At 45.3% G+C, this 15657-nt stretch carries 12 protein-coding genes; 3 read left to right on the top strand and 9 right to left on the bottom strand.

The features are described 5' to 3' along the window. Window positions 1-54 precede the first annotated feature (54 nt). Both cydD and cydC read left to right on the top strand, forming a co-directional pair. Window positions 55-1839 (top strand): cysteine/glutathione ABC transporter permease/ATP-binding protein CydD, encoded by a 1785-nt coding sequence (gene cydD / locus L1D22_RS13035; RefSeq protein ID WP_239830114.1) that lies wholly within the window; start codon window positions 55-57, stop codon window positions 1837-1839. Beyond that, complete coding sequence (cydC, locus tag L1D22_RS13030) at window positions 1832-3553, top strand: cysteine/glutathione ABC transporter ATP-binding protein/permease CydC (protein ID WP_239830113.1); 1722 nt, start codon at window positions 1832-1834, stop codon at window positions 3551-3553. Before cydD ends, cydC begins: the two co-directional genes overlap by 8 nt. Window positions 3554-3896: 343 nt before the next feature. On the opposite strand, the gene L1D22_RS13025 is transcribed toward cydC, so the two are convergent. The 8 genes from L1D22_RS13025 to L1D22_RS12990 form a co-directional block, all read right to left on the bottom strand. After that, entirely contained in the window at window positions 3897-5780 is a 1884-nt protein-coding gene (locus tag L1D22_RS13025; RefSeq protein ID WP_239830112.1) for a methyl-accepting chemotaxis protein, read from the bottom strand. A gap of 335 nt (window positions 5781-6115) precedes the next feature. Beyond that, a complete protein-coding gene (locus tag L1D22_RS13020; RefSeq protein ID WP_239830111.1) occupies window positions 6116-7687 on the bottom strand; it encodes a BCCT family transporter in 1572 nt (523 codons plus the stop codon). Window positions 7688-8165: 478 nt separating this feature from the next. Then, entirely contained in the window at window positions 8166-8804 is a 639-nt protein-coding gene (locus L1D22_RS13015) for a response regulator transcription factor (protein WP_239830110.1), read from the bottom strand. Further along, entirely contained in the window at window positions 8797-10152 is a 1356-nt protein-coding gene (locus tag L1D22_RS13010) for a cache domain-containing protein (RefSeq protein ID WP_048659562.1), read from the bottom strand. The genes L1D22_RS13015 and L1D22_RS13010 overlap by 8 nt, the downstream gene beginning before the upstream one ends. A gap of 104 nt (window positions 10153-10256) precedes the next feature. Next, window positions 10257-11540, bottom strand: a complete 1284-nt coding sequence (locus L1D22_RS13005) for a TRAP transporter large permease subunit (protein WP_048664743.1) — start codon at window positions 11538-11540, stop codon at window positions 10257-10259. Between the two features lie 9 nt (window positions 11541-11549). Further along, window positions 11550-12122 carry a TRAP transporter small permease subunit gene (locus L1D22_RS13000; RefSeq protein ID WP_176680966.1) on the bottom strand — a complete coding sequence of 191 codons (573 nt, stop codon included), beginning with the start codon at window positions 12120-12122 and terminating at the stop codon, window positions 11550-11552. 216 nt (window positions 12123-12338) lie between these two features. Continuing rightward, the gene (locus L1D22_RS12995; protein ID WP_017060957.1) at window positions 12339-13433 is read right to left on the bottom strand and encodes a TRAP transporter substrate-binding protein; all 1095 of its coding nucleotides are present in this window, start codon (window positions 13431-13433) and stop codon (window positions 12339-12341) included. Window positions 13434-13954: 521 nt separating this feature from the next. Further along, on the bottom strand, window positions 13955-14347 hold the full coding sequence (locus L1D22_RS12990; protein WP_048664741.1) for a hypothetical protein: 393 nt from the start codon (window positions 14345-14347) through the stop codon (window positions 13955-13957). A gap of 220 nt (window positions 14348-14567) precedes the next feature. On the opposite strand from L1D22_RS12990, the gene L1D22_RS12985 reads away from it, so the two are divergent. Further along, window positions 14568-15368, top strand: coding sequence for a DUF2982 domain-containing protein (locus tag L1D22_RS12985; protein WP_239830109.1), 801 nt, complete (start codon window positions 14568-14570; stop codon window positions 15366-15368). 44 nt (window positions 15369-15412) lie between these two features. On the opposite strand, the gene L1D22_RS12980 is transcribed toward L1D22_RS12985, so the two are convergent. Next, on the bottom strand, window positions 15413-15657 hold a 245-nt coding region (locus L1D22_RS12980), incomplete at its 5' end, for a transposase (protein ID WP_239830108.1).

Here is a 15657-nt window from a genome sequence, read left to right as displayed (position 1 = left end):
TCTTTTGTATACTAGCCGCCCTCAACAAATAATAATTATCATTAAGCCTTCATAATGGATAAGAAAAAACAACGCAGCTTGAACAAGTGGCTTAAGCAACAGAGTAAGTTAGCGAAACGCTGGCTTATGATTGCGATTAGCCTTGGCGTACTTTCAAGCGTGTTTTTAATTGCTCAAGCAGCTCTTCTCGCCTCTATTCTTCACCAGTTGATCATCGAGAATGTCGATAAGTCTGAACTGGTTGGTCATTTTGCTGGCTTGGCACTTTCGGTCGTTGGCCGTGCGGGCTGTACATGGGGTCGTGAAATCGCAGGTTATCGCTGTGGTGAACAGATCCGTGTTTACATTAGGCAGCTCATTCTCGATAAGTTACGCGAACTAGGCCCTGCTTACATCAAAGGTAAGCCTGCTGGTACGTGGGCAACCTTGTTGCTAGAACAAGTTGAAGACATGCAAGACTTCTTCTCTCGTTACTTACCTCAGATGTCTTTGTCGGTAATGATTCCATTCATTATTTTGGTCGTGGTGTTCCCAGTAAACTGGGCGGCTGGCCTTATCTTCTTGCTGACTGCGCCACTGGTGCCGATGTTCATGGCATTAGTTGGCATGAAAGCGGCCGATGCAAACCGTAAAAACTTCAAAGCGCTTCAGCGTCTTTCAGGCCACTTTTACGACCGTTTGCAATCCATGACAACGATTCGTCTTTTCGACCGTACTAGCGCGGAAACAGAAGTATTGAAAGGTGCATCAGAGGTGTTCAGAACGCGCACCATGGATGTATTGAAGATCGCTTTCTTGTCTTCTGCTGTGCTTGAGTTCTTCACGTCTATCTCTATTGCGATGACGGCGGTTTACTTTGGTTTCACTTACATCGGCGAGCTTAACTTCGGTCACTACGGCGTTGGCATTACTCTATTCGCTGGTTTGTTTATCCTTATCTTGGCACCTGAGTTTTACCAACCTCTACGCGACTTAGGTACGTTCTACCACGCGAAGCAACAAGCAGTGGGCGCGGCCGAGAGTATTGTCGAGTTCCTAGAAACAGACATCACTAAGGTTAAATCAGGTGACACTCAACTAGACTCAGCTCAAGGCATCAATATTGAGGCTCAAGATCTGAAAGTGTTGAGCCCTGAAGGTGTTCAACTGGTTGGCCCTATTTCGTTTGCACTGAATACTCGCCAGTCGACTGCATTAGTTGGCCCAAGCGGTGCGGGTAAAACAAGTTTGATCAACGCCATCCTTGGTTTCATGCCTTATGAAGGAAGCTTGAAAATCAATGGCGTTGAACTGCGTGACTTAGACTTGGCATCTTGGCGTAAGACGATCAGCTGGGTTGGTCAAAACCCATTATTGCTTCACGGCACCATTCGTGACAACGTCACTCTAGGTAAGCAAGATATCACTGACCAAACTGTTCAAAACGCACTAGAGCAATCTTTTGCTAACGAATTTGTAAACGAGCATGGCTTGGATTACATGATTTCTGACCGTTCGGGTGGCCTATCTGTTGGTCAATCTCAGCGTTTGGCTTTGGCTCGTGCAATGATTCAAGACGGCCAATTCTGGTTGCTTGATGAACCGACTGCCAGCCTAGATACTCGCAGTGAACAGCTCGTGATGAAAGGCATTAACAGCAACATCGAAAGTCGCACTGCCCTGCTTGTGACGCACCAACTTGCTCCTCTTCAATCGGTCGATAACATTCTGGTTATGCGCGATGGTGGTCTTGTGGAACAAGGTCATTACTCTCAGCTTTCGACTGCGGGTGGTTTATTCGAAGAGATGCTTAACGCGAACTTAGCTCAACAAGACAATAAGGGTAATTTAGATGCGTGATTTACTGCCTTACCTGAAACTCTATAAAAAGCATTGGTTTGGCCTATCGCTAGGCATGCTATTGGCTTTTGCTACTCTGTCAGCTTCTATTGGCTTGTTAACGCTATCGGGTTGGTTCATTTCCGCTTCTGCGGTTGCAGGCCTGACGATTGCTCGTGAAACCTTTAACTACATGCTGCCAGGCGGTGGTGTTCGTGGTTTGGCAATGAGCCGTACTGCGGGTCGTTGGGGTGAACGTGTTGTGAGCCACAATGCGACATTCAAACTACTGACAGACCTGCGTATCTTCTTCTTCAAGAAGCTGGCTCCGCTGATCCCAGGTCGTATCTCAAACCTTCGTGACGCTGACCTACTGAACCGGTTGGTTGCTGATGTCGACGCTATGGACCACGTTTACTTGCGCTTAGTAAGCCCTGTGACGGTTGGTGTGTTTGGTATCTTCTTCCTGACTCTGTTCTTGATGTGGTTCGATAGCTCACTAGGTTTGATCTTAGGTTCTATCCTTCTGATCATGCTGTTGGTTTGGCCAATCTTGTTCTACAAACTGGGCAAGCGTAACGGCGGCGAACTGACACAGAACAAAGCGGATCTTCGTGTTACCACTCTGGATTGGATTGAAGGCTACAGCGAACTGACTCTGTTTGGTGCAGAAGAGCGTTACCGTAATGCGATTCTAGAGACACAACACAAGCTGATGGCGAACCAGTTTGTAAACGCTAACCTAACCGGCATGGCTTCAGCTGCGCTCATGCTGTTCAACGGTTTAACGCTGGTTCTTATGCTTTGGCTGGCGGCAGATGGCGTGGGTGGCAATGCACCTGATCCGTTCATCGCGCTAATGGCGTTCGCAACCATGGCAAGTTTTGAACTATTGATGCCAATCGCAGGTGCGTTCCAGCATTTAGGTCAGACTCTGTCTTCTGCACGTCGCTTGAATGAAGTCATTCTGTCAGAACCTGAAGTTCAGTTCGCTGAAGAGAAGCTCGACATCAACAAGCCGCTGGATATTACGTTCTCAAACGTGACGTTCAACTACCCTGATTCTGAACGCAGTGTTCTGAACGCTGTCGACCTAACGATCCCTGCAACGAACAAGGTTGCGATTGTTGGTCAAACGGGTTCTGGTAAATCGACACTGATTCAGCTTCTAACTCGCTACTGGGATCCGAAAAAGGGTTACATCTCTATCGCGGGTATTGAGCTGACACAATGGAACGAATCACAACTGCGTGAATCGATCAGTGTGGTAAGCCAACGTGTCGACATCTTGAATGGCAGCTTACGCGACAACTTGTTGATTGCGAAACCAGATGCCAACGATGAGCACCTAGCTAACATTCTTAAAGACGTTGGCCTAGAAAAGCTGCTTGAGAACGATGGTCTTGATAGCTGGTTAGGTGACGGTGGTCGTCAACTGTCTGGTGGTGAGAAGCGCCGTGTTGGTATTGCACGTGCCATCCTTCATGATGCCCCTATCCTGCTGCTTGATGAGCCTACCGAAGGCCTAGATAAGCAAACTGAGCAGAGCATCATGGCACTGTTTGAGAAGCATTTTGAAGGTAAGACAGTTATTTTCATTACACACCGTTTGATTGGTCTGGAAGCGATGGATTCTATCGTCCTGATTGAACAAGGTGAGATTGTAGAACATGGCTCTCACGAGGCACTGTTGAACGAACAAGGACGCTATTTCCAACTTCGTCAGGCAATCTAATGCCTTCATAGGTTCTATTTAAGCTATATAAGAAACCATTCAAAGCCCGAGTTCATGCTCGGGCTTTTTGTTATCTTTTAACTTTTCTGAACTAGGCTCTTCTTCAATCAAACTTGACCAGTAACGTCTACCTTGAAGTAAATACCAAAACGCTTTAAGCAACGATAAGCTAATGCCCCGAAATGGTTAAATTCATGGAAAATACTTCCCTACTCGTGCATCTTTCAAGGCTAAGTTCCCAGATTACCCTAACAAGTAGTTCGGCAGCTTAAGGCTCTAACGAGCAGGCACAAAAAAGCCGAATGTGATAATCACATTCGGCTTTTAAATGACGAGTTAGCGCTTACAGCTTGAAGCGGCTGATTTCGCTCTCTAGCTCGTGAGACAGTTCAGACAGCTGCGCTGCTTGCTCTGCTGCTTGGTGTGCTTCGTCTGCTAGCTCGTTAGACACGTCACGGATTCCTTCAGTGTTACGAGTAATCTCAGACGTTACAGATGCTTGCTCTTCTGCAGCAGAAGCAATCTGTGTTGCCATGTCGCTGATGCGTTCAACAGCTGCATGAATTTGCGTTAGGCTCGCCGCTGCTGAGTTAGCGTCATCAACACTGGTTTCAGCAAGCGTACGGCTATCGTTCATGATGTTAACCGCTTTGCCTGTTGTGCCTTGCAGCAATTCAATCGTCTGTTGAATTTCTTGCGTTGAGCCGTGTGTACGTTGGCTCAGAACACGAACTTCATCAGCAACAACCGCGAAACCACGACCTTGTTCACCCGCACGTGCTGCTTCGATAGCGGCGTTAAGTGCAAGTAGGTTAGTTTGTTCAGCGATACCTTGGATGTTCGACAAGATAGCGTTGATGCTGTTGCCGTGCTCTTCAAGTTCTAGAATCACGTTCGTTGCGATTTGAACTTCTTGAGCAAGGTTTTGGATTGAGCTTTGAGTCTGTGTCACTTGACCAGTACCGTGCTCACACGCGCCAACCGCTTCAGATGAATTCTGAGCTGTGTGGTCAGCGTTACCGGCGATCTCTTGTGTTGCTGCAGCCATTTCGTTGACGGCCGTTGCTACCATGTTGATCTCGTCTTGTTGCATTTGGATACGAGCACTACGTTCTTCCGCTTGAGAAGCTGTTTGACGTGCTTGGTTGCCCAATGCAGCAGACACTTCGCTTAACTTGACCACCATAGTGTGCATGTTGCCCACGAAACGGTTGAAGTTTGTAGCAAGCTGACCAATCTCGTCATCGCTCTTAGGCTCAAGACGTTGAGTAAGGTCACCTTCACCTGATGCAATCTCTTCGAGTGCAGCAGAAACTCGGTTTAGGTCGCGGAATAGGAAACTCACTAACCAAGACACTAATACGATCACGATTAGAGTAATAACGATAGCAGTGATGATCAGCTGAGTAAGTAGCGTTGAGTGGTTCGCTTCTTCTGTTGCTTTATCCATCTGAACCGCGAAGATCCAGTTGGTGTTAGGCACCTTCGTGAAGTAAAGCAGCTTTTCAGCGCCACGTTGTTTAATAATTTCGATGCTACCCGTACGCACAGCGTTCTCGATGATAGGCATAGAGATATCGTTTGAAAGATCGCTTACCGGCTTCAAGCTTAGAGCCGAATCAGGGTGCGCTAGGAACGTACCGTCAGAGGCATCAATTAGCATGGCGTATGCGTTATCACCTACATCTAGACTGATTACGTCGTTAACGAGTTGGTCGATAAGTACGTCTGCACCGACGACACCAACCAATTGACCATTGTGGCGAACAGGTTCTGCAATCGTTACTAGAAGAGCTTTAGTGATCGCATCTTGGTAAGCCGTAGTAATGATTTGCTTACCCGCTGCGTTTGCTTCTTGGTACCAAGGACGTTGACGAGGGTCGTAATCTGCACGATTACGTTCAGGGTGTGAACGGTACATTCCACCTTCTGGAGTACCTAAAAAGATATCGTCAAAGCCACCCGCTACACGAGCTTGCTTAAGGAAAGGAACAACATCATCCTCTCGTGAAAAATCATTGAATGCTGAAGCGATATCCGTACGAATATCAATCCAGTTCTTAATACCTTCAGATGCTGCTTCTGATACGCTTTCAGCTCGTAGATATACGCCATTACGAGTCTGTTCAAATAACTGGTTTGCTGATAACCAAGTCAACGCTGTAGCCATAACGACAACAGCAGATAGGCTAGCACCTATTAACTTCTGTTTTAGTGTTAGTTTCATGTCAAAGTTCACGAGTGGTGGGAAATCTCGCGCATACTACCCAATATCAGTATTAAATTCGAGCAATTTCACAATTTAATAATGGAATATATTTTTATGTAAACCATAACCTTAGTATATGCCAATTAGTTGTCATGCCGCCAAATTCAAGACGCTATTAAGTGTATGGTTATTAGAAAGTATGTCTGATCTAATACGGTAAAATGCCGTATTGAAGTAGGTATAAAATCTAGATAGAAAATAAATGCAAAAAAGGCAGGTGAGTCTCCTCACCTGCCTTCGTATTATTTATCGTTCGACCGCATATTAAACACGGTCAAATCGAGCTTTATGAGCTAGCGTTTCTCTGTACGCATACCCATTAGCAAGCTTACACACATCAACAATAGAATGATGGTGAACGGTAATGCTGTCGAGATAGCACCCGCTTGCAGAGCTTGTACTGCTTCTGTACCACCAACCCACAATAGAGCGACAGCGATCGCACCTTCAAGGAACGCCCAGAACACACGTTGGGGCACTGGCGTATCCACTTTACCACCAGCAGTAATGCTGTCGATAACCAGAGAGCCAGAGTCAGACGATGTAATGAAGAATACTAGAACCAATACAACCGCAATGATTGATAACAGCGTACCAAACGGTAGAGCATCAAACATTTGGAACATTGCTAGCGACACATCCGTTAGGCCTTCTTGACCAAGAATACCCACGTTATTCACGATTTGGTCAATCGCCATGCCACCGAATACTGACATCCAAATTATAGTCACTGTAGTCGGTACAATCAGTACTGCTGTGATGAACTCACGAACGGTACGACCTTTAGAAACACGTGCGATAAACATACCTACGAATGGAGACCATGAGATCCACCAAGCCCAGTAGAATACAGTCCAACCGTGCATCCATGTTTCATCTTCACGACCGTGAGGGTTACTTAGCGGAATGATATTTTCAATGTATGCCATCAATGTTGTTGGGATAGAGCCTAAAGTCACCGCGTAGCCGATTAGAGCCACTAAGATAAGCAGTAGGAAAGCAACCAACATGTTGATGTTACTGATAACTTTAACGCCACCATCAATACCACGAAGTACTGATACTACCGCCAATAAAGTCACCGCTGTAATAACAATAACTTGCAGACCTAGGCCCGCTTCAATGCCGAATACGTGCTGAATACCACTTGCCGCTTGTTGTGCACCTAAGCCTAACGATGTCGCCAGACCAAATAGCGTTGCAAGTACAGCAAGAATGTCAACAATGTGACCAGCCCAGCCCCAAGCTCTATCACCTAAAATTGGGTAAAAGATAGAACGGATAGAAAGAGGCAATCCCTTGTTGTAAGAGAAAAACGCAAGTGACAGTGCTACTACGCCATAAATAGCCCAAGGGTGTAGACCCCAGTGATACATGGTTGCACCCAATGCCAATTTTGCAGCTTCAGGGGTATTTGGCTCAACACCTAACGGAGTTTCAAACCAACCCGTGAAGTAAGCAGCAGGTTCTGCCACACTCCAAAACATTAGGCCAATACCCATACCTGCTGCGAACAGCATCGATAGCCAAGAAAAGAACGAGTAATCTGCTGTTGCATCAATACCACCAAGGCGGATTTTACCGTATGGAGAAAAAATTAAGCCTAAGCAGAAAATTACGAAAATATTACCCGACCAGATGAAAAGCCAATCAAACGAATTAATAATCTGGCCTTTAACACCATCTAGTGCAGCCTTTGCTGAAGCGGTATCTGTAATCAGAACACCGATCAGGAACAAAGCGATAAGTCCCGCACTGATACCGAATACTGGGTTATGAACATCAAAACCCCATTTTTGGACGTTATCTTGACCGACAGTGTAATCGGTACTGTCGATACTATATTTATCTATACCTTTAGTCATTATCCCTCTCTACGAAATACTAATAGGGTCTATCGACCTCGTATCCCTTACTTACCTGTGACTTAATTACAAACTCACACATACAATCCAAATTGTACAAGCTGTTGTCACAACAATTCAAATACTTGGATGTCTGAAGTTTAGCAGGTTAACTTATTGTTTTCAGTAAACCTGAATCAGTTCGATGGGTTTTCATCCAACATTCACATAAACACTCAAATTATCGGCGAAAAAAAAAGACCGAACAAGTCGACCGTTGTTCCAATAATACTTTTAGCTCAAAGCACTTTGCTTATTAATCAATTAATTTTCGGTTCGTAAACCTAGTAATAAGCTTAGGCACATAAGCACTTAGGCATATAAGCAATAGTATGAACGCGAATGACAGCGCCATAGAGACCGTTCCGGCTTACAGTGCTTTTATAGATTCCGTACCTACACATTCAGTAATTACACATTTAATGTGATTTAGCGTAAATCACTCCACAAGCCCGGAGCTGACCGCGTACTTAGCGAGCTCAGCTGTAGAGTGAATGTCGAGCTTATGCTTAATATTTTGCCTATGAGTTTCTACCGTTCGATAGCTGATATTCAGTGCCTTCGCGACCTCTTTGCTACTCTCACCTTTCGCGACTAATTTCAACACCGCTTCTTCACGTCTGCTCAATGGATTCTTCACAGATTGCGTCGGAGTAATCGGTTGAGTAAACAAATTCTGCGTCACTTTTTCACAGAAATAGGTCGAGCCTTGATTGACCGTTTTGATTGCCTGCACCATTTTTTCAGCCGAAATCTCTTTCAACATATAGCCGACCGCACCCGACTGCATCACTTTCATGATGTATTCACGATTGTTATGCATGGTCAGCATCAACACTTTCGCTTCTGGGTCTTCTTCTTTAATCAAGTGGGTGGCGTCAATGCCATTCATGATAGGCATGCTGATATCCATCAACACCACATCAGGGCGCAGCGTTTTCACTACCTCGACAGCTTCTAGCCCATTACTGGCCGTGCCGATCACGCTAATATCTGGCTCAAGTTCCAATCTCGCCATAAAGCCATCCATTACCACTTGGTGATCATCAGCGATCACAACTCGAATAACTTCACTCATTCACTAATCCTTCTAGTGTCAGTAACACTGTAATTTCCGTTCCGAAGCCAATTTCACTCATCAGTTCAAAGTCACCACCGATGAACTCCACTCGCTCTCTCATATTGCGCAGACCGATCCCTCGTTTTTCCATCGCTTTATAGGTATTGAAACCGACACCGTTATCTTGAATCAGTAACTGCAGCACGTTACCAATTTGCTGCGCAATAACCGTTACCTTGGTCGCTTGTGCGTGTTTTTCTATGTTGTTCAGTGACTCTTGCACCACTCGATATAGGGTCGTTGCCGCTTCTGATTTCAACTTGCCCGGTTGTGTTGCAAACATGGTCTCGACTTCTATGCCCGAGTGCGCCTGAAAATCTAACAACAATGAAGACAACGCCGCTTCTAAACCAATATCATCCAATGAACTTGGGCGAAGTTGGTGCGAGATGTGCCTCACCTCTTCAATGGCTCGCATCAGTGAATGTTGTGATTTATTCAGATGCGCTTTTAGGTCTTCACTCTGTAACTTATTACCAAGTAGCTCCAAGTGGCAGCGACTCGACACTAATAATTGGTTAATACCATCATGTAACTCACGCGCTAGGTGTTTCTTCTCATCTTCTTGGAACATCACCGTCTTATGCGCCAGTTCTTTGAGATTGTTATCGGCAATGCGATGTTCATGCATGTTGATTGCTAAGGTAAGCACGATAATAACGGCCACCGTCACGCTCAAAATCACCACAATAGAAAAGAACGTGGTTTCAATATTCTTGTTTATCTCGGCCTGCATCGAAGCCACTTCTTGATGCACATCTTCGATATACAAACCGGTGCCAATCATCCAATCCCAGCGTTCTAACCAAGCGGCGTAACTCAACTTAGAAACCACCTCACCCGTCGATGGCTTTTGCCATAAATACTGGTGAAAACCTCCGCCAGTTTGCGCTTCTCTTAGCAGGGCTTCTATCAGAAAATCGCCATCTTCGTCTTGCAGTTCAAGTAGGTTTTGACCAATCAATTCAGGCTGAATTGGGTGAACTAAATTGGTCCCGTGGCGATCGTAGGCGAAGAAATACCCGTCAGAGCCATATCTAAGTTTAGACAATATGGCTCGAACTTCCGTTTTGGCTTGGGCTTCTTGGATATCAGGGTCGTTATAGATGTGCTCAATGGCATCGAATGCGAGGTCTACTGTGTCCTTGAGGGCGTTTTCACGCGACTTGATTAAGCTGTCTCGGAAGATCTCGACCTCTTTCGCACCTAACGTTTTGGTCTGGTGTAACGAGATCCAACTAATACTCGCCGTAACCAGCAGCAACGGGAGTAGCGTCAACAAAATCAGCTTGGCTTTTAGAGGCATTCCTTTTCCTCACTAAAAACGGCCTATTGAACATCAATAAGCCGTTTTATTTTAGCAATTTATAGATAGCCGTTGAAACATATCATTCACATTCTTGGCGTCACTCACATTCCATAGAAGGCTGGAAATGCGAGAAGTGATCCAAGTACGAGGATTTGAATCAGAATGAATGGCATCACACCGCGATAGATGTCTTTCGTTGTCACGCCTTTTGGTGCCACGCCTTTTAGGTAGAACAAGCTAAAACCAAATGGCGGCGTTAGGAATGAGGTTTGCAGGTTCATCGCAATCAGGATAGCGAACCATGTCATGTTGATGCCCATCAGCTCAGCAACTGGCGCAATGATTGGTACGATGATGAAACAGATCTCAACAAAGTCGATGAAGAAACCCAGAATCAAAATCACTAACATGGTGATGATCAGGAAGCCCCATTTCTCACCCGGAAGTTGTAGCATCCACTCTTCAACCAGATAGTCACCACCGGTATAAGTGAACGCCATCGAGAACGCAGTCGCACCCAGCAAGATAGCAAACACCATCGCTGTTACTTTCACCGTCTCTTTCGATGCGTCATACACCATCGACCAACTAAACTGACCATACAGCAGTGCCAATACCATCGCGCCCGCGCCACCTAATGCTGCAGACTCTGTTGGCGTTGCCACGCCCGCAAAGATTGAACCCAGTACGACAATGATTAACGCGAGAGGCGGAAGAATCGCTTTAAGTGCATCTAACACTTCTTGCTTACGGCTGATTGAATCATCTCGCTCAATCGGTTGAGCCGCCTCAGGATGTAGCTTTGCGTATATCAAGATGTAGAGAATGTACGCGCCGACTAACATCACGCCCGGCCAAATCGCCGCTTGGAACAAGTCCCCTACTGGCACACCTAATACGTCACCTAACAAAATCAATACGATGGATGGCGGAATGATTTGCCCTAACGTACCAGACGCACAAATAGTGCCGCACGCTAGGCCTTTGTCGTAGTTGTACTTGAGCATTACTGGTAAAGAGATAAGCCCCATTGCAACAACAGAAGCACCAACAACACCAGTAGAAGCCGCAAGCAGTGAACCGACTAATACGGTTGAAATCGCGATACCACCACGAACGCCACCGAACAGTCGGCCCATAGACTCAAGCAACTGCTCAGCAAGCTTGGTCTTTTGTAGAACAAGCCCCATGAAAACAAACAATGGAACGGCCATCAGAACCGTGTTTTCCATAATGGATTGAATTCGATATGGCATGAAGGCAAACATTTCAATGCCCTCAGCCCAAACACCAAAGATTAACGCGATACCACCAAAAGTGAACGCCACTGGGAAGCCAAGTAAAAGCGCAAACAAGGCTACGAAAAACATTACTATTCCAATCATGTTCAGCCTCTACTTGTTGTTTGTATGAATATTGTTTGCATGCGTGTTGTTTGCATGAATAAGGTGCGGATTAAAAATCTTGTTCAGTGAATGCAGGATCAAACCTACGCCACTGAGTGCCATTAAGAAGAATGACAGCGGGATCATGGCTTTAATGATCCAGCGATACGGCAGGCCACCGGGATCGCCAGAGGTTTCACCCAGTTCGTAGCTCTCTTTGGCAACATCGATACCAAACCAAGCCACCAGCAGGCAAAACGGAAGTAAGAAGATAAGCGTACCCAGCAGGTCAATAATGGCTTGCGCCTTAAAGCTCAGTTGCTCGTAGAACACGTCAACTCGAACATGACCTCCTGCTTTGATGGCATAAGGAACACCGAGTAGGAAAACGGCTGAGAAAAGGTGCCATTCCATCTCTTGAAAGGCGATAGAGACATCGTTGAAGGCATATCTCATGACAACGTCATACACGACGTTGGCGATAAGTAAAATAAACAACATACTGGAAAGCCATCCCAGTGCGTCACCGATACGATTAAACAGGCGTTCAATATAAATTAGACTTCGCATTCCCGACTCCATGGAATTTGAAAAGACATCGCGCAGCGGGCTAATAGAACTAAAATAATGTTCAGTTTATAGCTAGCAACATGCACGACGTAGAAAGGGTTCTTGAGAGTAATACAGGATTTATCCCGCTTAATTATTATGTTTTAAATGAACCCTCAGCTTATTCACTCTTAAATACTCAATAAGAAAAGCGTTGGGTTCATTTAGATTCAGTTCAACAACTGTCGATTATTTCGCTTGGCTGTTTAGATAAGCTCTGTGAGAAATATCCGTCCATGAACGTACTTGCTCTAGGTAGCTTGCTTGTGAAGCTTGAATCTCTTTTGCTAGCTCATCTTTTTCAGCATGTGCAGCAAGTAGGCGATCGTTCGCTTCTTTCAGTGCAGACATAACCTCTGGCGGGAAATCTTTCACTTGTACATCTGGGTATTCAGTCTTCATTGAAACCCAGTTCTTACCACTTTCGTGCGTTGCTTGTGTGTACATGTCGTAAGCTGCTGTACGCATTGCAACACGCAGGATTTCTTGCAGGTCTTCAGGCAGCTTGTTCCATGTGCGCTTGTTCACTAGGAATTGAAGCTCTGAACCCGGCTCATGCCAACCTGTGTAGTAGTAAGGCGCGATTTTGTGGAATCCCATTCGTAAATCCAGTGATGGACCTACCCACTCGAGTGCATCAATCGTGCGACGCTCTAGAGACGTGTAAAGCTCACCTGGGGCAATGTTCGTCGGTTTAGCACCTAGCTCAGCAAGAATCTCGCCTGCAAAGCCTGGGATTCGCATTTTCAGACCTTGTAGATCTTCAACACTGTTGATCTCTTTTTGAAACCAACCGCCCATTTGGATATCTGTGTTACCACCTGGGAACGACATCAAGTTGTGTGGAGAGTAAACCTGCTCCATCAACTCCATACCACCACCGTGATAGAACCACGCGTATTGTTCTGCTGGCGTCATACCGAAAGGCATAGAAGTGAAGTAAAGAGTGTTTGGAACTTTACCTTTCCAGTAGTAAGAGCCTGAGTGACCCATGTCGTATTGACCAGACTTAACCATGTCAAAAACGCCAAGAGGGGCTTTATGTTTGTTTGCTGAATCGATTCTGATTTGAAGTCGACCATTCGACATCTTCTCAGCCATCGCTGCCATGTTTTTCGTTGCATCACCGAAAACTGGGAAGTTTGGTCCCCACGTTTCTGCAAGCTTTAAACGGTAAACCTTATCAGCGGCTGTAGCACCAGTAGCGACCAAAGCTAAACAAGCCGCAGCGGTTACTGCAACGTTTTTAAAAACTCGTGTGAGGGAGTTAGAAATGAGACTCATGTTCACGTCCTTTGTTGGGTTAACACTCTTTCTATGAGCATTTTTTATGATTCAACATAAGAGTGCACCGTGATGAGGCAACAAGATATCAGGGAGAGCACGCACGCATGGCGTTAACAAAGTTACGTATTAGACCAAAGGATTAAGTAGAACTACGTAGGAGATGATTGAATAGTGTCGATTTCAAAGGAGTATGGGCATTCACCAAGGCAATGCGTATTGATAAATACCTAAGTAGTTATAATGAACCGCTATTAACAATTGATTCCCATTTCGTGATGAAGCTCTATCCATTGCTGCATTTTAGGGAAAGCCACCCGCGCTTTTTAGTTAGCCGCCCTACTTTAGGGCTCGCTGATGAGAAGCAAAGCTAGGAATTAGGGATAGCAAGTTAGGCGGTCGCTTGGAATGGGAATAACCGGCAGGTGAGAATAAGCGGTAAATGAAGTTTATGGCAGATACAAAAAAGCCTCGATAATCGAGGCTTAAAAACTTAACGAAGCGAATGTAATCCCACAGGATTAGATAGCTTTGTAGATAACCTTGTTACCTGCTAGCTGCTCTTTCGCTACTAGGTTTTCTTCAAGAAGTTTTTTCAATGCGCCTGTTGCCCATGAAGCTGCTTTCGCGTCTTCTTGACCAGCTTCTAGGCCGATACCTTTAGGGTTAATGCCTTCAGCATTGCTAACAACGATGTCTAGAACTTGTTGTTGCTTAGGAGTCAGTGCTACTGCAACTTCTTTAGTTGCTGCTACTGTTTTCTCTACCGCTGGTTTTGCTGCTACAGTTTTTTCTGCTACAACTTTCTCTGCGACAGGCTTCGCTTTTTTCGGCGTTGCCACTGCTTTAACTACAGCCGCTTTAGTGCGTTTCTGCAGTTTAGCCTGCACCTTACGCTTATGAGCAAGTCTCATTGAATATTTCTCCAGTTCACTGCTCTTTTCGCAGTGGTGAAAATTTGAAGCGCGATTTATACCAAAAAACAGGAGCTATTTGTAGAGTGAAGCGTCGAAAGTCGACGAAAAATACCGATATTGTCTACTAGCGTCTATTATTTAAACATCGACTTATCAATTCAGGGTCATATACACTGGTTATCCATCCAGACAAAAATATGAAAACTTGGTGTTGCCTATGGACACTCGTCATCTTACTAATTTCTCTTTGCCTTCATTCACTCGCTCGTACCGTATCCTAGCCGTTATTTTAGGCTTCATTTGCTTAATCGTTGCACTCTACAGCGACAACCCAAAGTTACTGATCGTTGGTGCTTTTTGCAGTATTACCCTTCTGGGAACCGGCTATTATTTGATGTTGCGCAGCCGAGTGATGTTCACGCTGACTCCGACTCATTTTCAGCAGCATTTCTATAAAGGCGGTTGGGTTTTGAAATGGAGCAACATCCAAAAAATTGGCCTGTGTACTTATGAACAAGATGGCTGGCACCAACCTTTGCCTTGGGTCGGAATTAAGGTCAAAGACTACTCGCCCTACCTCGATTCAATCTGCCCTAAGATCACCTGTGAATTATTGCTCAGCCAACGTGCACTTTTGTACTTGGGAGCGAAACAAGCGGGTAAAGAGTCGAACTTTGAAGACATGGTTTTAGACTCATCGCACTACCACACGCGTTGTACCGAAAACGGCTGTGTTGAATTAAGCCAATATAAAGAATCAAAGAATACCGACGACGTGAGTTTCAACGCTCAACAAACGCAAATGGATGCGGATTTACCCGATGACGTAAATAATCAAAACGCGGTGATCAAAGACTATTCAGGGTTACAGGCGATGCTTGCCAACAGAATGAAGTATCAAAGAGGCTTTCACGGTTATGACATTTTCATATCAACCCATGATTTGAATATTAGTGGAGAAGAGTTTGTTGGTCTGGCTCGACGCTACTTGGCGGCTGCCGAGCGCCTTTCTGATTAAAATCAAACTGGCTCATAAATAAACTCGCACCCAATAAAAAAGGTTCATCGCGGCTTTCCGGGGAAAGCCGCTTTTATCTTCAAGAAGAAGTAATCTGTATCTCGATATCCATACCCCATTCGCTTGATTAGCTTTATCTTGTTGTTTATCCCTTCTAGTGTGCAGGTGTTTAACGGGTAACTTGCCGATGCAATAATGCCGTGAAGATAAGGCCTCAGTTTTCGTGCGAACTCTTTCAATGGCTTAATTCCACTCTCTTGCACTTGTGCCCACCATACCTCCCAGAGCC

Origin of the sequence: Vibrio sp. Isolate34 (assembly GCF_022397915.1) — a bacterium.
Taxonomy (GTDB): domain Bacteria; phylum Pseudomonadota; class Gammaproteobacteria; order Enterobacterales; family Vibrionaceae; genus Vibrio.
Note: the sequence above shows the minus strand (reverse complement) of the source record. Positions and strands in the feature narration are given on the sequence as shown.

Excerpts from the sequence above, each read along its gene's own strand:
- cydD (WP_239830114.1), top strand. The coding sequence starts at position 55 with ATGGATAAGAAAAAACAACGCAGCTTGAACAAGTGGCTTAAGCAACAG.
- cydC (WP_239830113.1), top strand. The coding sequence starts at position 1,832 with ATGCGTGATTTACTGCCTTACCTGAAACTCTATAAAAAGCATTGGTTT.
- L1D22_RS13025 (WP_239830112.1), bottom strand. The coding sequence starts at position 5,780 with ATGAAACTAACACTAAAACAGAAGTTAATAGGTGCTAGCCTATCTGCT.
- L1D22_RS13020 (WP_239830111.1), bottom strand. The coding sequence starts at position 7,687 with ATGACTAAAGGTATAGATAAATATAGTATCGACAGTACCGATTACACT.
- L1D22_RS13015 (WP_239830110.1), bottom strand. The coding sequence starts at position 8,804 with ATGAGTGAAGTTATTCGAGTTGTGATCGCTGATGATCACCAAGTGGTA.
- L1D22_RS13010 (WP_048659562.1), bottom strand. The coding sequence starts at position 10,152 with ATGCCTCTAAAAGCCAAGCTGATTTTGTTGACGCTACTCCCGTTGCTG.
- L1D22_RS13005 (WP_048664743.1), bottom strand. The coding sequence starts at position 11,540 with ATGATTGGAATAGTAATGTTTTTCGTAGCCTTGTTTGCGCTTTTACTT.
- L1D22_RS13000 (WP_176680966.1), bottom strand. The coding sequence starts at position 12,122 with ATGGAGTCGGGAATGCGAAGTCTAATTTATATTGAACGCCTGTTTAAT.
- L1D22_RS12995 (WP_017060957.1), bottom strand. The coding sequence starts at position 13,433 with ATGAGTCTCATTTCTAACTCCCTCACACGAGTTTTTAAAAACGTTGCA.
- L1D22_RS12990 (WP_048664741.1), bottom strand. The coding sequence starts at position 14,347 with ATGAGACTTGCTCATAAGCGTAAGGTGCAGGCTAAACTGCAGAAACGC.
- L1D22_RS12985 (WP_239830109.1), top strand. The coding sequence starts at position 14,568 with ATGGACACTCGTCATCTTACTAATTTCTCTTTGCCTTCATTCACTCGC.